Source organism: Acinetobacter sp. L-24 (genome assembly GCF_056857555.1).
In genome coordinates this window covers 1-21,565 of the sequence record NZ_JBSXNI010000020.1, presented here as the reverse complement: position 1 = coordinate 21,565, position 21,565 = coordinate 1, and the positions used below count along the sequence as shown (strand labels likewise).

Genomic DNA, 21,565 nt, shown 5'->3' with positions numbered 1-21,565 from the left:
TCCCTTCCCGAACTCAGAAGTGAAACCTCTTAGCGCTGATGGTAGTGTGGGGTTACCCATGTGAGAGTAAGTCATCGCCAGCTCATTATTCGAAATCCCCCTCCGCCAAGGCAGAGGGGGATTTTTTTATGCGTGGGATTTAGTGGAAAGCTTAGACACTAATTCTTTATTAAAATAAATTCTATTTATAATTTTTAAAATATATTTATTTACTTTTCTATGCTGAATTTAGACCAGAAACTCTGTATCTTGATGTTAATTTGGACAATAAATCAGTATGGAGAAGATAATGTTGTCGCAATTTAAAATAAAAATTCTACTCAGTTGTTGTGCTTTAGCATTTACTGCCTGTCATGCAGAGAATCCATCTTCTAGAAGTACTCAAGAGACATCTACATCAGCTGCCAAATCGAATGCAGTCTCTTCAAGTTTGCAAAAATATAAGACTGAACAGGTTGCTCAATTTAATGAGCCGTGGGCGATTACTACTTTAAATGATGGCCGACTATTGATTACTGAGCGCAAAGGAAAATTGCAGCTCTTTGATCCAAAAACCAAGAAAAAAATTGAAGTTAAAGGTATACCTCAAGTCGCATATGGAGGCCAGGGTGGCTTAGGTGAAGTAGCCTTGCATCCAGATTTTGCAAAGAATCGGTGGGTATATCTGAGCTATGCCGAACAAGGCCAAGGCGGATATGGTGCAGTGGTGATTCGTGGCAAACTGGACCTAAATCAAGCCACTCCTCAACTCACACAAATTGAACGGATCTGGACGCAAGTTCCGAAATTTTCAGGCCAGGGACATTATGCCCATCGGATTATATTCGGGTCGGATGGTAAGTTATGGATCAGTTCAGGAGAGCGTCAGCAATTTGATCCTGCACAGGACATGCAATCTAATGCCGGTAAAATTATTCGCCTGAATGATGATGGCTCAATCCCTGCCGATAATCCGTTTATGACTCAGGGTAAAATTGCCCAGCAGGTCTGGAGTCTCGGACATCGTAATCCTCTAGGCATGGCTTTTGATCCGAAAGGGCAGCTTTGGGTGATCGAAATGGGACCGAAAGGCGGCGATGAACTGAACAAGATTGTCAAAGCTAAAAATTATGGTTATCCGTTAGTGTCTAATGGCAATCATTATGATGGCAAGCCCATTCCTGACCACAGTACCCGACCTGAATTTGAAGCCCCGGCACTGGATTGGACTCCGGTAATTTCTCCTTCAGATTTAATATTTTATACGGCTAATGTCTTCCCGCAATGGAAAAATAAGGCGATTGCGACCGGTCTGTCTTCCAAGGCGATTGTGATTGTGGATACGAACAAGACCCCAGTGAAAGAAGTTCAGCGTCTGGATATGAAAGAGCGGATTCGCGGGGTTGCTCAGGCACAGGATGGTTCACTGTGGGTGATTCAAGATGGTCCGCAAGCAGCTCTGTTAAAAATGACAGCACCTTAATCCTCTGCTTTTAGGATGCTTATCTAAATATGAAATATTGAATAAGCTGACCATCTGAATAAAAATCTTTTTAAGCTGATGCTGGCATGAAAGAAAAAGGCCTCTACATCCTGTGAAGGCCTTTTCATATTCTGTTAAAGGTATAATGTCTGTTATACCGATCAGCATCCTGCTACGTGAATTTTTTTATTTTTCTTACAAGACTTCCTGTCTTGGTATGATCTGAATATAGCCTGAAGCGATACAACGCAATAGGGCAGTTTAACTGCATGGATTGTAGGTCAAAGCCGACAGCCAAATTTTAAAAAGATAATTTTAAAAATACTGTTTCAAAATGATCATCTGACCAAATCATAAACTGCGGTGATGATTTTGCTGTATGTTAGCGAGAGAAAACTCTTTTGATATGCATCAACTGATATAAATAAAAACGTCCATAAAATAATAAAAAGGAAACTCCTATGCCTACGATTCAAATTGAAGTTCGGCAACAATATCCTCAAGCAGTTGAGGAACAATTGCTTAACAGCGTATTTCATTGTGTGAAAACTGCCTTTCAGCTGCCTGAATATGATCGTAATATTCGTCTGGTCGTGCATGAAGCGCATCGTTTTCATTATATGAGCCATTTAGCTCAGCCTGAATATTTTACCTTGATCAGTATTGACTGTTTTGCTGGCCGCAGTCTGGAGACCAAGCGCAATTTGTATCAGCAGATGGTCAAAAGTCTCGGAGAAATCGGCATTCCTGCAGATTATATTCTGATTCATCTGAGAGAAAGTGCACTAGAAAATTGGGAGATCCGGGGAGGGCAGGCCGCCTATGATGTTGATCTCGGCTTTAAGGTTGATGTTTGATGCATTCCGATCAGTAGTCACGTTAAATCTAAAGTTTAAACAGAAAAGCCTCAACATCCTGTCGAGGCTTTTCTGGATTTGCTTCTCAGATCTGACTCCTGTCTAATCTGTCAACGTCCTGTTGATTGGCGCTTTTTATTGTTGTCGTATCGCTTTGCAGACTTCCTGTCTGTCTATGTACTCACTATAGCCTCGCATAAAACAACCGCATAGCGGCTAAACTCTGCGCTGCATGTAGGCTAAAACGTACAGGGCTGTCGTCCAGTCATTAAGCACTGACATATTGAATCAGTCTATCCACCACAGCTTTTAAGTTTTTATTATCAAATTCATTGCCTTGGAAAGAATAATCTTTATTGCGCGCAAAGATGTCCCGGATTTCAATCACGGCATTGGTATCCACCAGTCCAAGTTGAGTGCCGACTTGACGAATCTGGTCAATCGAACGTGATCCGTTAGTCGCACCATAACCAATATAAGCTGCTGGTTTGCCTTGCCATTCCTTGCCGAGATAATCCAGAGCATTTTTCAGGGCAGGGCTATAGCCATGATTGTATTCAGGCGTGACAAAAATAAAGGCATCGCCAAGCGCAATCTTGTCGGCCCAGTCTTGCTGTTTGGGCTGATCATAAATCCCGGTCAATGGGGGATGAGCACCAGAAAACAGCGGAAGATCCCATTCTTTTAGATCGACAATTTCAGTTTCCAAAGTGCTAAAGGCATAACTTTTAATTTCCTGCAGTACCCAGTGCGCCACTTTAATCGCAGTACGTCCCTCACGAACACTCCCAACCACAATATAAATTTTCATGTTTCATCCTTTCTTCGGGTCTGATCATCAAATTAATCAGATTTCAGGAAGGTGACTAGAGATGATTTGTATCCGGAAAATAAAAAGCTCCCGAAGGAGCTTTTTTAAAATCAGTTAATTAGCTGAGGTTTTACATCAGTTTAATGCCTTGCTGACCCGCAGGTGTCACTTTAAAGATTTCCACTTCAAAGGTGATGTTTTTGCCTGCCAATGGATGGTTAAAGTCCACTTCAGTGATGTCATCATTCACCGATCTCACCACGCCATACAGGGTGGCTTTGGCTTTGTCTTCAAACTCGATCATGTGACCTTCGATCGGACGTTCTCCGAACTTCACCGTATCAAATTTCTGGATGTTTTCTGGATTCCATGGACCAAAAGCATCTTCTGGCGGCAGGCTCACCGTACGACGGTCACCGGCACGTAAACCAAACAATGCTTTTTCAAAACCAGGCAGTAAATTGCCATCACCAATCACCAGGCTGACCGGTTCTTCACGGCTACGGGTATTGTCAATTTCCACGCCATTTTCGATTGCGACAGAAAAGTGCAGCTCGACTTTAGAACCGTCTGCAACCCGGGTTTCTTCGTTAGGATGAATAAAATCAGTCATGTTGTGCTTGCGCCCGTTGAATTCGATGTTTTTCTAAGAAAAAGGTATCAATCAGCATCAGAATAGTGCCTACAGTAATAGCACTATCTGCGATATTGAACGCAGGGAAGTGGCTGTTCTGGTAATACACATGAATAAAATCGACTACATAGCCGAGGCTGACCCGGTCGATTAAATTACCGATGGCACCACCCAGAATCAGGGCAATCGCCAATGGTAAAATTTTCATGTCTTTTGGCATGCGCATCAGCCAAAACACAAAGATTACAGACACTAAACCTGCCAGTGAAGTAAAGAAATAGCGTTGCCAACCACCGGCATCGGACAGGAAACTAAAGGCAGCGCCATAGTTATGTAGCAGTGTCCAATTTAAAAAGGGCAGCACAGGAACAGGATCTGCATAGTTCAGATTTGTCACTGCAATCCATTTGGTCCATTGATCCAGAATGATCGCCAGAATGGCCAGTCCAACCCACCATAAATTATGTGGATAGAACTGGAATAAGCCCTTTTTGGTGTGGGTATTAGGCATATTTTCTCTCTTCGCCTTGGCCTGTAGGAAGGTTGATGATACAACGACCGCATAGACCAGGATGTGCAGAATGTGTATTTACATCTGGTAATACATGCCAGCAACGTACGCATTTTTCGCCATCAGCTGCTGAAACTTTCACATTCAAGCCTTCAAGATCAGACGCTTCACCTTGTGCTGCATCAAACTCATTGACGATCACTTGTGATGTGATCAGTACGAAACGAAGCTCATCACTTAACTTATCTAGCACTGCTTTTAATTCGGCATTTGCCCAAAGTTCAACTTTGGCAGACAAGTTAGAACCGACAGTTTTCGCGGTACGTGCAGTTTCAATGAATTTGTTTACTGCAGATTTCACGGCAATGAGCGTTTGCCATTCAGCTTCAGATACTACATTTGCAGTTGAAGCCACAGGAATATCATACCATTCAGCCGTGAACACGTATTTCTCTGATTGCTCAGGAATTAACGGCCAAGCTTCTTGTGCAGTGAAGCTCAGGATTGGTGACATCCAACGCACGAATGCTTGTACCAAGTGATACAACGCAGTTTGTGCAGAATGACGTGCTTGCGAATCCGCTTTCGTGGTGTATTGACGGTCTTTGATGATGTCTAAGTAGAAACCACCCAAGTCATTGATACAGAAATTAGTCAGAGCAGTCGTTACGATATGGAAGTTCATATCTTCGTATGCTTTCTTAATGGTTTCTTGCACTTCAGATGCACGTTGCAGAATGTATTGATCCAGCGCGATCAATTGATCTACAGGAAGCGCATCTGTTGATGGTTTGAAGCCATTCAGGTTAGCAAGCAAGAAACGAAGCGTGTTACGGATACGACGATAACCGTCAGAGGCACGGCTAAAGATTTCTTTACCAGCGGTCATTTCATAACGGTAATCCGCAGAGGCGATCCAGAAACGTAAACCATCCGCACCCATATCTTTAATGATGTCTTGCGGCGTGATCACGTTACCGATCGACTTGGACATCTTGCGGCCTTTTTCATCCACGACGAAACCGTGAGTCAATAGACCTTTATATGGCGCACGTTCGTTAATCGCAATCGAGGTCAATAACGACGACTGGAACCAGCCACGGTGCTGGTCTGAACCTTCAAGGTACAAATCAGCAGGATCAGTCAGTTCTTCACGTTCACGCAGTACCGCATAGTGCGTTGTACCAGAGTCAAACCAGACATCTAATGTGTCACGAACTGCGTTGTATTGTTCAGCATCCGCACCGATAAACTCAGAGGCATCACGGTTATACCAGCCATCAATGCCTTCTTGCTCGATCAGCTTAGCCACTTCTTCAATCAGTTCAGGCGTACGTGGGTGCAATTCATTGGTGTCTTTGTGTACGAAGAACGGAATTGGCACACCCCAAGTACGTTGACGTGAAATACACCAGTCCGGACGACCTTCAATCATCGCCTGGATACGGTTTTTACCCCAGTCCGGTACAAAGCTTATATCGTTTTCAATCGCATTCAGTGCATTTTGACGTAGACCTTTGGCATCCATGCTGATAAACCATTGTGGTGTCGCACGGAAGATAATCGGGGTTTTATGGCGCCAGCAATGCGGGTAGCTATGCTTGATCACTACATGTGCCCAAAGCTTGGTTGCTTCAGTTAATGCTGCAATAATTTTTGGATTGGCTTTGTAGATGTGCTCGCCCGGGAAGATTGGCGACGTTGGTAAATACACACCATTACCACCGACTGGGTTTTCAACTTTCAAGTTATACTGTAAGCCAACTTTATAGTCGTCCACACCGTGACTCGGTGCAGTATGTACAGCACCTGTACCGCTAGCATCGGTGACGTGTTCACCCAAGATCACTGGCACTTGGCGCTCAGCAATTAAAGGATGTTGAAGAACTAAATTCTCAAGTTTTGCACCTGTGAATTCAGCAAGCACTTCAAATGCAGTAAAGCCATAACGCTGAGTTGCAGACTCAACCAATGATTTCGCAAGGATGAAGTTTTGTGATGCTTTGTTTTCACCAGTTGCTTTCACCAGTTGGTATTCAAGTTCAGCGTGGAGTGCAACCGCTTGGTTAGCAGGCATGGTCCAAGGCGTTGTTGTCCAAATCACGATATCCGTACGATCAGCGATTTCTACGCCGACACGTGCAGATAAATCAGCAAGGTCTACAATCGTGAAACCGACGTCAATTGCGTCAGATTTTTTATCTTCGTATTCAACTTCAGCTTCAGCGAGTGATGAACCACAGTCTAAACACCAGTTGACTGGTTTCAGACCTGGCTCGATATGACCTGCTTTCGCGATTGCACCCAATGAACGTACGATGTCAGCTTCTTGTTTGAAGTTCATCGTTAAGTAAGGATTGTCCCAATCCCCGAATACGCCCATACGTACGAAGTCTTTCTTTTGAAGCTCAACTTGGGTGTAGGCATATTCACGGCAGGCTTTACGGAAGGTAGATGCATCCACTTTTACGCCGACTTTACCGACTTTTTCTTCGACTTTGAGTTCGATTGGCAAACCGTGACAGTCCCAGCCCGGTACATACGGTGCATCAAAGCCATCCATGACACGGCTTTTGATAATGATGTCTTTGAGTACTTTGTTGACCGCATGACCCAAATGAATTTGACCATTGGCATAAGGAGGGCCGTCATGAAGCACGTATTTTTTCTTGCCAATACGCGATTCACGAATCTGCTGATAAATGTTGTCGGCATACCACTCTTCTAACCATTTCGCTTCACGTACTGCCAAATTTGCTTTCATTGCAAAGTCAGTACCTGGGAGGTTTAGCGTGGCTTTATAGTCCACTGCATTTTCAGGAGTTTGCTTATCGCTCATGCAAGTCGTCTTCCAATCTAATCAGTTATGTCACTGACACGTTTTACAATAAAAATATGGGATATTAAAAGGGAAATGTGGGGTGATTTCGACGAAACTCAAGCAGTTTCTCGACATCATCATCAATTCCGGCTTTTAGCGCTTCAAGCGAAGGATAGTCCTTTTCGCCATGTAAATAGTTTAAGAACGTCACCCGCATCAACAGGCCATACAGATTAGCAGAAACATCTGGAAAATGTACTTCTAATCGCCACTCTGGATGTGCTTGTTTGATGGCTGGACGTGTGCCGACATGACCGGCCCCAAACAGGGCAGTCGGGTCATAACCCACAATGCCTGTTTGCGTTGCAGAGTCGGCTTTTACTTTGTCTTTTAAGGATTGGGTTTCGCAAATGACCTCAACTCCGTAAATTCCCTTCAGGCAGGGCTTATGACGGTTAAGCCGTACATTAATGGTGGGAAAATCAATAGTTCGACCAATCTGATCGCCATATTGCACCCGCCCGGTAATGCTATAAGGACGACCCAGCAATTGTGCGGCCAAGGCTAAATCACCGGCTTGCAAGGTCTGGCGAATCCGGGTGGAACTGACACGCTCACCATCCAGAGCAATGGTATTTAAATTGGTCACTTCAAAGCCGTAATTGCGCAGGAATTCGCTGTTGCCTTGGCGGTTTTTACCAAAGTGAAAATCATCGCCTAAGACCAGATGCCGGGCATTCAGTTTTTCTTTTAAAATGTCGGCAAAGGCTTCTGCAGTCAGGCTGCGGAAAGTATGGTCAAATTTCGCCACCGCGATATAGTCCACACCCAGCTCAGTCAGGTATTCAACTTTTTCACGCAACGATGAAATACGCGGTGGGGCATCATAACCTTGAAAGTATTCAAGTGGTTGGGGCTCGAAAATCATCACTACAGATTTTAAACCCTGTGCTTCAGCCACCTGTTGCAGCTGACGGATCATCGCCTGATGGCCTAAATGCACGCCGTCAAAATTACCGATCGTCACGGCAGTTTTGGGTAATTCAGAATGAGAGGCTAAAGCATTTAGACGGAGCAGCTGCATGGGCAAATCAAGTGCTTAGAAATATCGAGAGGCTATATATTGCCATAATCTCGCGCTTTCGTCTTGCTGTTGTGTTTTTATGCAATATTTTTCTTGAAAATTCATCTTCCTTAGCATTGAGCAGTTTTGTTTTTGTACACATTGATCATGTCTGATCAGAGCACTGGTGCTTTTCATTCAGCCGCTTTTGTTTTCTAATATCAGGGTTTTTCTTGATATCAGGTATTTCGAATGTCCGATTTGGCGCTCATCATGGCTCTACCCAATGAATCCAAAGGCTTGTTTGAAGCAGAAGGCATTCAGGTACATTACAGCGGGATTGGTAAAGTCAATGCGGCTTTTAAAGCTTTTGAGGTGATTCAGAACACCGGTTGCAGAACCTTATTGAATTTGGGCAGCGCGGGAAGTTCGCATTTTAATGCGCATGAACTGGTCGAAGTCACGCAATTTGTACAGCGTGATATGGATGTGTCGCCCCTTGGCTTTGAGATCGGCATGACCCCGATGGATCAGCATTTCCCGGGTGCGATTGAGCTGGATTCTTTCTTTGACCATTTGCCGAAAGGGATTTGTGGAACAGGCGATAGCTTTGAAACCGGTATTTCAAAAGTGGCGTGTAATCTGGTCGATATGGAAGGCTATGCCTTGGCCAAAGTCTGTAAAAAGCTGGGCGTTCGGCTGATTGCAGTGAAATACATTACTGATGGAGCTAATGAGACTGCGCATCTGGATTGGGAAGAAAATCTGTTATTGGGTGCGAAAAAATTATTAGATTTATATCAAATGGTAAAATAAATAGGAGGGTCAAGTTTGCTCGGCGACCATAGCAGCTATGGTCGTGTGCCAATCAGAAGCGCTTGCTTATTTATCCGTGCGTGGAATCACGCCATATAACATCATATGTACCGTATGCTGGATAATGCGTTGCTGCATGCTGCGGTTACGCAAGGTTTTACCCGTGACCATTTCCATTTGGGTCGCAAAGTCTGCATAGTTCTGGGTAATCGCCCAAATATTCAGAATCAGTAACTCAGGATCAATATCTGCAGAAATCTTGCCTTGCTCCTGCCAGTTGGAAATCACTTTGGCTTTACGCTTGACCAGTTTTTTTAGCGGACCTTTTAAAATTTCCAGAATATGCGGTGCACCTTGAATCACCTCCAAAGCAAATAAACGGGATGCTTTAGGCTGGGTACGCGACACTTCAATTTTTTGCATCAAATAATTGGTGATCGCTTCTTCAGGCTCAAGTTCAGCTTCAAGGGTTTGTAAAGGCGCCAACCATTTTTGTAGAACGGTGGTTAATACCTCGACATACAGGGCTTCTTTATTTTCATAATAATAGAAAATATTTGACTTATGCATTTCTGCAATTTGTGCGATTTCATCCAGACTTGCCCCATTAAAACCATATAGGGAAAATACGTCTAGTGCAGCATTTAGCAGCTGATTGCGTTTTTGAGTACTCTTTTTTTGTTCCATTAGCAAATATAAAAAACAATGAAAAAGGGAATCCTCAATTGTACGGCAAATCATCAGATTTGTGCACACAGTCACAGGCTAATTTTTTGAATAATGATGATTTATTCTCTAGATCAATATTTAAAATAGGCTAAATGCATCTACACCACAAGAAAAATTCAAGTTTCTGAAAATACTTCATTTATTCATCTTTTTTCTTCATTAATTGGAGAGAGGAATAATACTGAAATGAATCTGATAAAAATGACCTCTTATTGAGATAAAAGTATTTTTTATAAGAATAAGACCCAAAACCATACTCGATTTTGGGTTGGATTAAGTATTTAGGTTGCTAAAACTGCCTGCAAGACCTGCTGTTCCAGTTCTGCAAATGCCACACTTTTTTGCCGGGGACGTGGCAAATTGACCTTAAATTCTTTGGCAATATGGCCTTTGTCCAGCAAGATAATCCGGTCTGCCAATTGCACTGCTTCACTGACATCATGCGTGACCAGAATGGCGGTAAAGCCTTGCTCGGTCCAGAGACGTTCAATCAGGTTCTGCATTTCCAGACGTGTCAGGGCATCCAGGGCGCCGAGCGGTTCATCCAGCAGTAGAATACGCGGCTGATGCGATAATGCCCTCGCCAAGGCGGTACGTTGCCGTTGTCCTCCAGAAAGCTGTGAAGGCCACAGTCCAGCTTTTTCTTTGAGTCCGACCTTTTCCAGCATTTGCGAAGCTTTGGCATGCTGCTCCTTCGGTAAACCGAGTTGAACATTCTGTTCGATGCTGCGCCAGGGCAGCAGGCGAGGGTCCTGAAACATCACCCGGATATCATCGGTAGTAATGCCTTCGCGAATATGCCGGGCTGACTTAAACTTGATTTCGCCGTAGCTTTGCTGTTCCAGATCGGCAATCAGGCGCAATAAGGTACTTTTACCACAACCGCTGCGACCAACAATTGCCAGAAATTCACCCGGCTGGATATGCAGGTCCAGATCTTCCAGAACCTTGACCGAACCGTAAAACTTGTGCAGCTGTTCAATGATAATTTCGGCACCGATCACTGCAGCAGGATTGATCTCTGCCGCAGGTTGGTCCAGTGGCACAATCGGGTCATTGGCATGACGCCCTAAACTGAGATCAGTCATCACATGCTCCTCATTTATTCTTTATTTTTGATAGCCGGCATGCCAGCGCAGCAGGAATCGCTCTAAGGCCACGGCCAGAACATCGGCCAGTTTGCCGAGCAGGGCATACAATAAAATACCTACCAGAACCACGTCAGTTTGCAAAAATTCACGTGCATTCATGGTCATATAACCAATACCAGACTGGGCGGAAATGGTTTCGGCCACGATTAACAATACCCAGACCAGACCTAGAGAAAAACGCAGTCCGACCAGAATTGACGGCATCGCACCCGGCAGAATAATTTCTTTATACAGTTGCCAGCGAGTTAAGCCGTAGCTTTTGCCCATCTCGATCAATTGCGGATCGACGGAACGAATCCCATGATAGGTATTGATATAAATCGGGAAAAATACCCCAATCGCCACCAGAAACAATTTGGCAGATTCATCAATCCCGAACCATAAGATGACTAGGGGAATGAGTGCCAGTGCAGGAATATTGCGGATCATCTGCAAGGTGGTGTCGAGCAGGGTAGAGGCAGTTTTGGATGAACCATTTAACAGACCCAGCAATAGGCCCAAACCACCACCTACCAATAATCCGCTGATGGCACGTCCTGCACTGACTTGCACATGCGTCCACAGTTCACCGCTGAGCAATAAACTCCAGAAGGCTAAAACCACGGCACTCGGTGCAGGCAGAATCCGGCTTTCCAGCAGGCCTGTGCTAGAGGCAATTTGCCAAACTGCAATCAAGAAAATTGGAACCAGCCAGGGCAGCAGATGCTGCCCCAGAATTGTTCCACGTGAAACCTGCTTTGGGGTCAGGGTTTCAACGGAAACGACTTTTGACATTAAGCAGACTCCTTAATTTTCTCAGCCTGCTTGTTCTCGTCCGGTGTGTAGTTGTTCGCCACGATTTCACCAAATGGACCGGTCAAGTTTGGTTGAGTGAGTTTTTGCTGGGTTTCCAGTGGAAGTAAAGGGAATACCAGTTCTGCAAAACGGATGGATTCTTCCAGATGTGGATAGCCTGAGAAAATAAAGGTGCTGATCCCCAGATCGGCATATTCCTGGATACGTGCAGCGACAGTTTCCGGATCGCCGACCAGTGCCGTACCTGCACCACCACGAACCAGACCCACACCTGCCCAGAGGTTCGGAGAAACTTCGAGTTTGCTGCGATCGCCATTGTGCAGTTCTGCCATACGGCGCTGACCGACCGAGTCCATGGATTTGAACTTGGCTTGGGCTGCAGCGATAGTGGCATCATCCACATATTGAATCAGTTCTTCAGCCGCCGCCCAGGCCTGCTCATTGGTTTCGCGTACGATCACGTGTAAACGGATCCCGTAATTCAGTTCACGACCTTTAGCTGCAGCCTTGGCTTTTACCACTGCAATTTTTTCTTTGACTGCTGCCGGTGGCTCGCCCCAGGTCAAGTAAGTATCGACCTGATCCGTGGCCAGCTCAATGGCATCATCCGATGAGCCACCAAACCATAAAGGCGGATGCGGCTGCTGAATGGGTGGATACAGCAATTTTGCATCATCGACACTTAAGCGTTCGCCATGGAAACTAAAGCTTTCACCGGTATGTGAGCGTTTTAAAATTTCACGCCAGATGGTGGTGTATTCGGTCGCCGTTTTATAACGGGTTGTGTGATCTTCATAGACGCCATCACCTTTTAGCTCCTGCTCGTCACCGCCAGTCACCAGATTCAGCAGTACTCGGCCATTAGACAAGCGGTCAAAGGTCGCGGCCATACGTGCAGCCAGTGCCGGCGTGGTCACGCCTGGACGCAATGCCACCAGGAATTTTAATTTTTTGGTCGCATCAATCAGGCTGGCTGCAGTTAACCATGGATCTTCACAAGAACGGCCAGTCGGAATCAGGACACCTTCATAACCAAGATTATCCACGGCAACGGCAATCTGCTTCATGTAGGCATGATCTACAACACGTGCGCCCTTGCTGGTGCCTAAGTAACGGCTGTCGCCATGAGTGGGGATAAACCAGAAAATTTTCATGTGATATTCCTTAAATTAAATCATCTTGTTTGTTCATCAATGTGTGGCTGCTGGCGACCAGATCTGTTGCTGGACGCTGATGGTTTTGGGAATCAGTTGAACCTGCTGGAAGAGATCGGCAATATTCTGTTGGGCTTTGATCACTTCCGTCGTTAATGGTTGTACCGGCGAAGGTTTAAGACGACGCTCAAATGCAATCTTTGCCACTTCTGGTTTCAGACCGGTACTTTTCTGATAAATATCTAGAGCTACAGCCTGGTTTTTAAGAATCCACTGGTCAGATGCATTTAAAGCCTGGATAAACTTCCCGGGGCTATCCGGATGCTTCTGAATAAATTCGGGATTGCCGATATAAAAGGAGTAGGTTTGTGGAAAGTTACTAGATTCAATCAGCACCTTAACCTTGCTGTCGAACTCGGCTGCACCCAGGAAGGGATCCCAGATTGCCCAGGCATCAATGGCTTTTTTGTCAAAAGCAGCACGTGCATCCGCAGGGGGAAGCCAGACGGCTTGAATCTCTGACCAGCTTAATCCGGCTTTTTCCAGGGTTTTGGCCAGAAGTTCATGGGCACTTGAACCTTTCTGCACCGCGATCCGTTTTCCTTTCAATTGTTGAATATTTTGAATGGCACTGTCTTTCGGCACGACCACGGCCAAAGAATTTCCCGCCACTTTTTCAAAGGCCACGTAGCTCAGGGCTTTGTCTGCCGCCTGTGCAAAAATAGGCGGAGTATTTCCCACATAGCCATAATCCACTGCCCCGACTGCCAGTGCTTCCAGCATTTGTGGGCCTGCCGGAAACTCTTTCCATTCAATTTTGGCATTGGGAAATTGTTGTTCTAATAGCTTTTCATCACGTGCCACCAGCAGATTTAAGGCTGATTTCTGAAAGCCAATCGCAATGGTTTTAACTTGTTGCGCTGACGTGGTTTCTGCGGCAGCCGTTTGCTGTGGTTCCTGTTTCTGGCAGCCAGTCAGACTAAAGCTCAATAGCGCTAAGCTGATATAAGAAACTGTTTTTATATGACTCATCTTTATTCTCGAATTATTCTGCTGTTATTTAATAATTGCTGCATCAATATTCAGCTTTTGTGGAATCAGCTGCTGCGCATAAAATGCATCGGCGACTTGTTGCTGTTTTTGAATCACGTCAGTGCTGAGAGGTTTAACGCCAAAGCCCATGCGTGAAATAGAGGTTTTCAAGACATCGACGGCCAGACCTGTCGGTTTTTGCAGGAGCTGAGCGGCAGCGTCCTGATTTTTTGCCACCCAGTCCGTGGTCAGATTCAGTTCATTGACAACCGCCTGTATCACCTGAGGATGGCTTTCTGCGAACTTGCGATCTGCCAGATAGAATTGGTGGTTGCTCACCACATTTTCACCGCTGGCAATGACACGCGCACCAATCTGATGTTCAGCAGCTGCAAAGAACGGATCCCAGATGACCCAGGCATCAACTGCACCACGTTCAAATGCAGCACGTGCATCGGAAGGTGGTAAATAGATCACTTCGATATCATCAAGGCCAAGCTGGTTGGCTTCCAGAACTTTTAATAGTAAGTAATGCACGTTTGAACCTTTGTTCAGGGCTACCCGTTTGCCTTTCAGATCTTGAATAGACTGAATCGGCGAATCTTTCGGTACAATTAAGGCTTCTGCCTTAGGCGCTTGCGGCTGATTGGCCACATAGACCAGATTTGAGTTGGCCGCCTGGGCAAAAATTGGCGGTGCTTCACCGGCTTCACCAAAAGAGACGCTGCCAACATTCAGGCCCTCAAGCAATTGCGGGCCAGCCGGAAATTCTACCCATTTCACATTGATCCCTTGCTGTTTTAGGGTGGTTTCCAGCGTGCCACGTTCTTTTAAAATTGGTAATACGCCGTATTTTTGGAAACCGATATTCAGGGTGATGGTCTCTTCTTTTTTCGAGCAGCCTGAAAGCATCATGACACCCGCCATCGCAGTACCAAGTACTGCAGTCTTTGTTAAAAACTGAACATGAGATTGGCGCATGAATCAAAACTCCCGAAAATGACAAACTAGTGAATGAAAACTTAGACACACGCTAATCGTTTTTGTTTTTCTAAAAAAATAACTATTCAGGAATTTCTAATGAAGAAAAAAGATAAATGAAAAAGCGCAAAACTTATGCAGAAAAGTGATTTATATAAAAATGAAGATTTAATAATTAAATTAATCAAACTTATGAAATTTATAGTTATTTTTTTAAATCTGATCTGTTGATATGTTTAGCTAAAAACCAGTAATAGAATTTTAAAATTTAAATCGAGATTGCCAGATATCTTTATCTAAAATTAAGCTAAAGCACTGAAAGAAAAAGCCACTTTAAAGTGACTTTTTGCAAACAATTGAATTACGTTGATAATTGTAAAATGCCTGACGGGCATCCGGCAGGTCATCGACTGAAGCCGGTTCAAAGCCTTGTTCCAGAAACCAGTGCGCGGTACGGGTGGTTAAAATAAACAGCTGCTGAATCTGCATGCTTTTGGCTTTTTCTTCAAGATAATGCAGGATCTGGCTACCCCGATTAGACTTGCGATAACTTGGATGAACCGCAACACAGGCAATTTCTGCAGAACGCAATTCATCACCCGTGGTCGGAATCGGGTAGAGGGCCGCACAGGCCAGAATCATTCCGTCCCGTTCGATCACAGCAAACTGGTTGATTTCATTTTCCAGACGTTCACGCGAACGATAGACCAGAATACCTTCTTCTTCCAATGGACGCAGCAAACCGATCAGGCCGCCAACATCCTGAATGTCGGCCATCCGTACTTCTTCATAATGTGCATCGGTGACCAGAGTGCCGGAACCATCACGGGTGAACAGCTCTTCCAGCAGGGCACCATCATAGGCATAAGAAATCAGATGCACTCGATGTACGCCGTTCATGGAGGCTTCCTGTGCGGCTTTTAGCTGTAATCCTCTTTCCAGTGCATCTTGCTCGACTGGAATAAAATCATCCAGCTGTTGCGGTGTCACTTCACGTTTGAGCTGGCCGTTACTGTCCATCAGGCCATGCTGATTACCGAGAAAAATCAGTTTATCTGCCTTGAGGCGAATCGCAGTTTTGGTAGCAACTTCTTCAGCCAGCAGATTAAAGACTTCACCCGTAGTGGAATAACCGGTCGGGCCAAGCACCACAATATTATGACTGTCCAGATGGCGCTGAATCGCATCGGTATCAACCGCGCGCACTTCACCAGTCAACTGAAAATCGATACCATCGCGGATGCCATACGGCTTGGCGGTGACAAAATTCCCTGAAACGGTATCAATCCGGGCGCCATACATCGGCGAATTGGCCAGTCCCATAGACAGCAGTGCTTCAATTTGTAGGCGGATCGAACCGACGGCATTCATCACGCAGCTTAAAGATTCACGTGTGGTGACCCGACGCTGCTGGTAAAAAGGCGTCGTAATCTGGCTTTGAGCCAGATTCTGGTTAATTTGCGGACGTGCACCATGTACCAGAATCAGCCGAATGCCTAAAGAATGTAATAAAGCAATATCGTGAATAATATGCTGAAAGTTATCATTTAAGACGGCTTCGCCATCAAACATGATTACAAAGGTTTTATTGCGGTGCGCATTGATATAAGGCGCAGAATGGCGAAACCAGTGCACATATTGCAAAGTTGTGCTTTGTGACGTTTCTGCTGAAGTCATGCTGTGCCCATTTCAATGATTGAAGATCCAGCTTTGATTCTAATGAAAAAAAATGCAAGTGGAAGTGCAGATATAAAAAAACACCTGAAGGGGACTTCAGGTGTCTGCAAGACGAGCAGTAATGGAGAAAGCTTAGTTAATGATTCGTACAATTTTGTTGGTACGCTCATTCACCAGAACGTAGTCATTGTTGACCTTGTACCATTGCTGGAAACGACCGGTATTTGGCAAACGGCGTGCTTCGCGATCACTTACTTCAAAACGGTTGTTGTCATATTGGCGAGGTAAAGTTTGTCCTACGCGCCAGTCACGGCTTGGATTGACCATACGGTTGTTATGACGGCGGTCATCATTCCAGCGACGGTCGTCATTCCATTTCTTGCTATCTTTAGCATTCCAGTGTGGCGCCGGTTTATGCGGATTATGGTCATAACGCGAGTCATACTGTGGTGCTGCCATTGCAGAAGTAGCTAACAAAGCACTTAGAGATAACGCGATTGTAGTTAAGACTTTTTTCATGGCTCTCACCTTAAGATGTATATCTAATTTCGATGAGACTAAATTAGCGAACAAGTACATAGAAAGCGTGGGGGCTATTTAGTTAAATTGTTAAATTTATGAAGAAATTTAGTAGATGAATCACGCAGTCTAAAAACTGGAAAAGCAGCGAGATTTTGAGTTAAAAATTTTCAGCCAGTGAAATAAAAAAGCCCAAACATCGTTGGGCCTTAAAGAAGATTGAATTTGAATGCACTTATGAACTAGTCACCCACGATGCGGATAATGCTGTTGTTTTCAGAATCCACCAGAATGTAGTCATTATTGACTTTGTACCATTGCTGCTTGCGGTCAGGTCGAGGCAGGCGATGGTCTTTATATTCAACTTTATAGCCATTGCCACGATAATGCTGCGGCATCACATAACCCGGCTGCCAGCGTAACTGTTGCAGGCGTTTCACCCCGCGTTCTTCACGCATACGGCGGTTATCCTGCTGATCTTCCTCTCGGAACTCACGGGCTTTCTTCTTGTCATGACCATGACGTGAATCCATACGGGATTCATCATTGAAATGAGGGGCAGCGATGACGACATTGCTCAGCATGAATGTACTGCAAGAAATTGCCAGTGCCACCAAAACCTTTTTCATGTTGAACCCTCATTAAATTGTTCATCTTCTACAGCACCTAATGTACGGAAAAATTGCAGAGAAACTGTGAAGAACAGGCACAATTTTTATAACAAATGCAGAGATATTATGATGATGTCATGTTTTTACATGACTATATGCGACGGCATCACTTCTATAAAGTAGCCTACCGAGCCATGTCCTTATCTCATCAAAGCAAGGGCCAACATGCAAGCGAAAATCGATGATTTAGCTCAAAAAAACAGCATTGAGTCAGCGAGAAAAAAGTTCATGATTTAATGAAACGACAAAGAATTTTGCCGGTTTAGTTTGAGATTAATTCCATTGCTCTGCCAAACCTTGTAAGGACTGAATCGCGTCAGCCACGGATTCAGCTTGTAGGGCGTCATCGAGTGCCACAATCAATGCTTCAGATAACTGCAACTGTTCAATCCGGTGAATTGTTTCAATTTTACGTTTTTGGTCAGCCATGCTGCGCTCCTGATTTGATCTATCTGTGATTCAAGAAAGCATAGTCCAATCAGTTTAATTTGGAAAACCGTATAATTTTATATATTTAATATGTAAATCCGATTTATTGTTATTTTTTGCAGGATTTTAAGAAAAAAAGGGCACTTTATCGAAAAGTGCCCAAGATTATTAAATGACCCGACTTTTAATAAGCGTAGTTCAGGTCAGTATAATCGTTGAGTGATTTCTGCACATGCGCCTGAATAAAGGCACGTACATCCTCGGCCGTCATGGCTTTGCCCTGATTGCTGATGACATGTTCGATTTCTGGCTGACCTTCAATTTTAATGCGATAAACAAAATGCTTGGCCAGACGATAACTGTCGTCTAATTTTTCAATGCCAGTCACATAATAATAGGCATGTTCAAAATTCAGATCCTGATGTGAAAATACAAATTGCTCGAACAATTTGAGTTTCTGAGCATTTTCGAGTGCTTTGATGTCATCCACGATACTGGCTTCAAACTTGGTGCCGTATTTCTCTGAAATAGGCTGTTGATCAATCAGCAGCGACACCATGCCATCGTCTAAATGGGTCACCGTAATATTGTTTAATTCAGTCATGATGCACTCGAGTGAAATATAGTGGGGCTTAGTATGCTGTTATTTTAATGAAACTCAATGCGAGCGGGGTGAACTTACTTAAGATTTATGCGCTGAATATGACTAAAAATGAAATAAAAAGGGAGCGATTGCTCCCTGAATGACAGACAGAATAATTTAATCCTGTGCATCAATACTCTGGCCATTCATATGCAGGCTGTCATTACCCATCAAATATAGATAAGCCGGCATGATTGAATCGGGGGTAGGCAGGGTTTTCGGATCTTCATTCGGATAGGCCTTGGCGCGCATGGCAGTCCGCGTTGCCCCGGGATTGATGCAGTTATAACGGATATTCGGATGTACCTGCTCTTTGGCAAATAACTGGCTTACCGCTTCAATAGCAATTTTAGAAACCGAATACGCACCCCAGCGTTCGCGGGCTTCGCGGCCTACACCTGAGCTGGCAAAAACCACTGAAGCATGTTCAGATTTGGATAATAGCGGCAGCAGGGCCTGGGTCATGACAAAGGGTGCACGCAGATTGACCGCCATCACATCATCCCAGACGTTGACCGGATAATCCGCCAAGGGAACCCGTTCGCCTAAAATGCCGGCATTGTGCAGAATGCCGTCCAGACGACCAAACTGACGGTCTAGCGTATCGAGCAAAAGCTCATAATCACGTTCTGACGCACTCGATAGTTGTAGCGGCAAGATGGCAGGTTGCGGCGCACCCAAACTTTCAATTTCATCATAAATGACTTCGAGCTTGTTTAAGGTACGCCCATGCAGCACCACAGTTGCGCCATGCAAGGCATAACTGATTGCTGCTGCACGTCCAATGCCATCGCCCGCACCTGTGATTAGGATGATACGATCCTTGAGCAGATCGGGGCGAGGTTGATATGCTGAATATTTCATTATCTACCTCCTCACTTCTTATTATTTAGTGTTAAGCGTTCAAGATACCGCAGTATGCTGCTTCAGTACTAGTGTCTGAATCAATTGATGTAATTCTGGCACAGTATGCACGATATGGTCGGCCTGCCAGGCGTTTAAATCGTCTTTGTATTGCAATGGCAAATAACCATAAGCAGCCAGAATGGTCAGCATCTGGGCATGACGGCCGGCATCAATATCTCGTGGATGATCTCCGACATAGATACAGTCTTCCGCGGCAAGATTCAGTTGCTGGGCTGCCAGATACATTGGTTCAGGATCAGGTTTGGTCCGAGTGACATCTTCTGGACATACCAACACCGCACAGCGTTCACTCAAGTTCAGTGCTTGCAGTAAAGCCTCACTGAGCCAGCGCGGTTTATTGGTCACAATGCCCCAAGGAATGTCATTTTCCTCTAGCTGTTCCAACAAAGGATACATGCCGTCAAACAGATCGGTATCGACCGCAATATCTGCGCCGTACATGTCCAGAAAGCGCTGACGGTGTTGCAGAAAGACCGGATCTTCTAGTTGCAGTTCCGGATAAACCAGTTTCACCATAGCGCGAGCGCCTTCGGAGACCTGGGTACGAATCAGCTCGGGTGCAACCAGTGGGCGGCCTTCTTCATGGCACATCTGCTGGATAATCCGGATAAAATCGGCAGCGGTATCAATCAGGGTACCATCGAGGTCAAATAAAACGGCTTTCATGCTGTGGTCTCTGCTGCGCTATCTTTCACGGTATAGACCATATAGTTCACATCAACATTCGGTGCCAGCCAATAACGCTTGGTCAGCGGATTATAGTGCAGACCGGTCATGTCTTTAAGCTTTAAACCCGAGTTGCGAATGTCATGTGCCAGTTCGGACGGCTTGATAAATTTGCTGTAATCGTGGGTGCCTTTGGCCAGCATGCGCAAGACATATTCTGCCCCAATAATGGCAAATAAATAGGACTTTGGATTACGGTTAATGGTCGAGAAGAATACATGACCACCTGGCTTGACCAGTTTATGACAGGCCTGAATAATCGATGCCGGATCTGGCACATGCTCTAGCATTTCCATGCAGGTCACGATGTCATATTGGCCAGCCTGTTCCTCTGCCAGTTGCTCGACCGGCACCTGACGATATTCAATATTGCTTACGCCTTCCTGTTCAGCATGGATGCGTGCCACATTTAAAGGGGCTGCGCCCATATCAATTCCGAGCACATTGGCACCACGTCGCGCCATGCTTTCGGCCAGAATGCCACCGCCACAGCCGACATCCAACACTTTTTTGCCGCTTAAGCCTCCGGCATGTTCATCAATCCAGTTTAAACGCAGTGGATTAATCATGTGCAAGGGGCGGAACTCGGAATGCTGATCCCACCATATAGCTGCAAATGCTTCAAACTTGGCAATTTCTTGTGGATCAACATTCAATTGCGACATCGGTGTCACCTCAATCAGTCGTGATTAGCTAAAAATATGTATGTGCCGAATGGCCAGAGAAACTGATTTAAAACCTTGAAAATCAGTCCGATGGTTTAGTGTAGCGATTCTGGCAGAAAAAGCGATAAAAGCAGCAAAAAAGTTCACAGAATGAAAACGAAACCGGCATAATTGATTTATAGTGAACACATAAACTAAGCATAATGATTTAGAGGACGATAATCCGAATGAAAAAATTCCTTTTAGGCGCTGTTGCCGCATCTGTTTTGGCCTTTTCAGGCAATGCTATGGCCAATTTTGTGGCAGGTCAGGACTATCAGGTGGTTGCAAAACCAGTCAAAGTCGAAAAGCCGGGCAGAATTGAGGTACGTGAATTCTTCTGGTACGGCTGTGGTCACTGTTTCGCGCTTGAACCACATATGCAGGGCTGGTTGAAAAAATTACCAAAAGATGTACGTTTTGTACGTACGCCGGCTGCAATGAATCCACTC

General features: G+C 45.0%; 22 protein-coding genes, 1 rRNA gene and 1 pseudogene. 5 read left to right on the top strand and 19 right to left on the bottom strand.

Annotated elements, in window-relative coordinates; genetic code table 11:
- From rrf to AC13CK_RS01120, 3 genes are all read left to right on the top strand, one after another.
- Positions 1-83: ribosomal RNA gene (gene rrf, locus AC13CK_RS01130) — 5S ribosomal RNA — on the top strand; the annotation flags it as partial.
- Positions 84-289: 206 nt separating this feature from the next.
- Positions 290-1,462 carry a PQQ-dependent sugar dehydrogenase gene (locus AC13CK_RS01125; protein ID WP_425880091.1) on the top strand — a complete coding sequence of 391 codons (1,173 nt, stop codon included), beginning with the start codon at positions 290-292 and terminating at the stop codon, positions 1,460-1,462.
- A gap of 461 nt (positions 1,463-1,923) precedes the next feature.
- Positions 1,924-2,319, top strand: coding sequence for a tautomerase family protein (locus AC13CK_RS01120; RefSeq protein WP_425880090.1), 396 nt, complete (start codon positions 1,924-1,926; stop codon positions 2,317-2,319).
- Positions 2,320-2,587: 268 nt separating this feature from the next.
- On the opposite strand, the gene AC13CK_RS01115 is transcribed toward AC13CK_RS01120, so the two are convergent.
- The 5 genes from AC13CK_RS01115 to ribF all read right to left on the bottom strand — a co-directional run bounded on the left by AC13CK_RS01115 (position 2,588) and on the right by ribF (position 8,180).
- Positions 2,588-3,130, bottom strand: a complete 543-nt coding sequence (locus tag AC13CK_RS01115) for an NADPH-dependent FMN reductase (RefSeq protein ID WP_004281216.1) — start codon at positions 3,128-3,130, stop codon at positions 2,588-2,590.
- Positions 3,131-3,260: 130 nt separating this feature from the next.
- A complete protein-coding gene (locus tag AC13CK_RS01110; RefSeq protein ID WP_004281217.1) occupies positions 3,261-3,743 on the bottom strand; it encodes an FKBP-type peptidyl-prolyl cis-trans isomerase in 483 nt (160 codons plus the stop codon).
- Positions 3,736-4,275 (bottom strand): signal peptidase II, encoded by a 540-nt coding sequence (lspA, locus tag AC13CK_RS01105; protein ID WP_004281218.1) that lies wholly within the window; start codon positions 4,273-4,275, stop codon positions 3,736-3,738. The genes AC13CK_RS01110 and lspA overlap by 8 nt, the downstream gene beginning before the upstream one ends.
- The gene (gene ileS / locus AC13CK_RS01100; RefSeq protein ID WP_482830891.1) at positions 4,268-7,114 is read right to left on the bottom strand and encodes an isoleucine--tRNA ligase; all 2,847 of its coding nucleotides are present in this window, start codon (positions 7,112-7,114) and stop codon (positions 4,268-4,270) included. The genes lspA and ileS overlap by 8 nt, the downstream gene beginning before the upstream one ends.
- A gap of 64 nt (positions 7,115-7,178) precedes the next feature.
- A complete protein-coding gene (gene ribF / locus AC13CK_RS01095; protein ID WP_425880088.1) occupies positions 7,179-8,180 on the bottom strand; it encodes a bifunctional riboflavin kinase/FAD synthetase in 1,002 nt (333 codons plus the stop codon).
- A gap of 231 nt (positions 8,181-8,411) precedes the next feature.
- Here ribF and AC13CK_RS01090 point away from each other — a divergent pair, with 231 nt between their 5' ends.
- Complete coding sequence (locus AC13CK_RS01090; protein ID WP_425880087.1) at positions 8,412-8,975, top strand: 5'-methylthioadenosine/S-adenosylhomocysteine nucleosidase family protein; 564 nt, start codon at positions 8,412-8,414, stop codon at positions 8,973-8,975.
- Between the two features lie 66 nt (positions 8,976-9,041).
- Here the strand turns inward: AC13CK_RS01090 and AC13CK_RS01085 are convergent, their stop codons facing one another.
- The 14 genes from AC13CK_RS01085 to ubiG form a co-directional block, all read right to left on the bottom strand.
- The gene (locus tag AC13CK_RS01085) at positions 9,042-9,662 is read right to left on the bottom strand and encodes a TetR family transcriptional regulator C-terminal domain-containing protein (protein ID WP_004281222.1); all 621 of its coding nucleotides are present in this window, start codon (positions 9,660-9,662) and stop codon (positions 9,042-9,044) included.
- 323 nt (positions 9,663-9,985) lie between these two features.
- Positions 9,986-10,792 (bottom strand): ABC transporter ATP-binding protein, encoded by an 807-nt coding sequence (locus AC13CK_RS01080; RefSeq protein ID WP_425880086.1) that lies wholly within the window; start codon positions 10,790-10,792, stop codon positions 9,986-9,988.
- A gap of 21 nt (positions 10,793-10,813) precedes the next feature.
- Positions 10,814-11,629: an aliphatic sulfonate ABC transporter permease SsuC gene (gene ssuC, locus AC13CK_RS01075; RefSeq protein ID WP_085064422.1), complete on the bottom strand. Its 816-nt coding sequence runs from the start codon at positions 11,627-11,629 to the stop codon at positions 10,814-10,816.
- Positions 11,629-12,804, bottom strand: a complete 1,176-nt coding sequence (gene ssuD / locus AC13CK_RS01070) for an FMNH2-dependent alkanesulfonate monooxygenase (protein WP_004647160.1) — start codon at positions 12,802-12,804, stop codon at positions 11,629-11,631. The genes ssuC and ssuD overlap by 1 nt, the downstream gene beginning before the upstream one ends.
- A gap of 36 nt (positions 12,805-12,840) precedes the next feature.
- Positions 12,841-13,836 (bottom strand): aliphatic sulfonate ABC transporter substrate-binding protein, encoded by a 996-nt coding sequence (locus AC13CK_RS01065; protein ID WP_312585697.1) that lies wholly within the window; start codon positions 13,834-13,836, stop codon positions 12,841-12,843.
- Positions 13,837-13,860: 24 nt separating this feature from the next.
- On the bottom strand, positions 13,861-14,817 hold the full coding sequence (locus tag AC13CK_RS01060) for a sulfonate ABC transporter substrate-binding protein (protein WP_425880084.1): 957 nt from the start codon (positions 14,815-14,817) through the stop codon (positions 13,861-13,863).
- Between the two features lie 333 nt (positions 14,818-15,150).
- On the bottom strand, positions 15,151-16,494 hold the full coding sequence (gene argA, locus AC13CK_RS01055; RefSeq protein ID WP_425880083.1) for an amino-acid N-acetyltransferase: 1,344 nt from the start codon (positions 16,492-16,494) through the stop codon (positions 15,151-15,153).
- 132 nt (positions 16,495-16,626) lie between these two features.
- The gene (locus AC13CK_RS01050; protein ID WP_253160397.1) at positions 16,627-17,013 is read right to left on the bottom strand and encodes an RcnB family protein; all 387 of its coding nucleotides are present in this window, start codon (positions 17,011-17,013) and stop codon (positions 16,627-16,629) included.
- A 242-nt stretch (positions 17,014-17,255) separates the two neighbouring features.
- Positions 17,256-17,642 carry an RcnB family protein gene (locus AC13CK_RS01045; protein WP_004281230.1) on the bottom strand — a complete coding sequence of 129 codons (387 nt, stop codon included), beginning with the start codon at positions 17,640-17,642 and terminating at the stop codon, positions 17,256-17,258.
- A 315-nt stretch (positions 17,643-17,957) separates the two neighbouring features.
- Complete coding sequence (locus AC13CK_RS01040; protein WP_004281231.1) at positions 17,958-18,113, bottom strand: hypothetical protein; 156 nt, start codon at positions 18,111-18,113, stop codon at positions 17,958-17,960.
- Between the two features lie 184 nt (positions 18,114-18,297).
- Positions 18,298-18,717, bottom strand: a complete 420-nt coding sequence (locus tag AC13CK_RS01035) for a hypothetical protein (RefSeq protein WP_004281232.1) — start codon at positions 18,715-18,717, stop codon at positions 18,298-18,300.
- Positions 18,718-18,873: 156 nt separating this feature from the next.
- Positions 18,874-19,620: a YciK family oxidoreductase gene (locus AC13CK_RS01030; RefSeq protein ID WP_005094903.1), complete on the bottom strand. Its 747-nt coding sequence runs from the start codon at positions 19,618-19,620 to the stop codon at positions 18,874-18,876.
- A gap of 39 nt (positions 19,621-19,659) precedes the next feature.
- Entirely contained in the window at positions 19,660-20,349 is a 690-nt protein-coding gene (locus tag AC13CK_RS01025) for an HAD family hydrolase (protein WP_425880082.1), read from the bottom strand.
- On the bottom strand, positions 20,346-21,074 hold the full coding sequence (gene ubiG / locus AC13CK_RS01020; RefSeq protein ID WP_071850321.1) for a bifunctional 2-polyprenyl-6-hydroxyphenol methylase/3-demethylubiquinol 3-O-methyltransferase UbiG: 729 nt from the start codon (positions 21,072-21,074) through the stop codon (positions 20,346-20,348). The genes AC13CK_RS01025 and ubiG overlap by 4 nt, the downstream gene beginning before the upstream one ends.
- A 227-nt stretch (positions 21,075-21,301) precedes the next feature.
- Here ubiG and AC13CK_RS01015 point away from each other — a divergent pair.
- Positions 21,302-21,565, top strand: a pseudogene (locus AC13CK_RS01015) (thiol:disulfide interchange protein DsbA/DsbL); the annotation flags it as partial.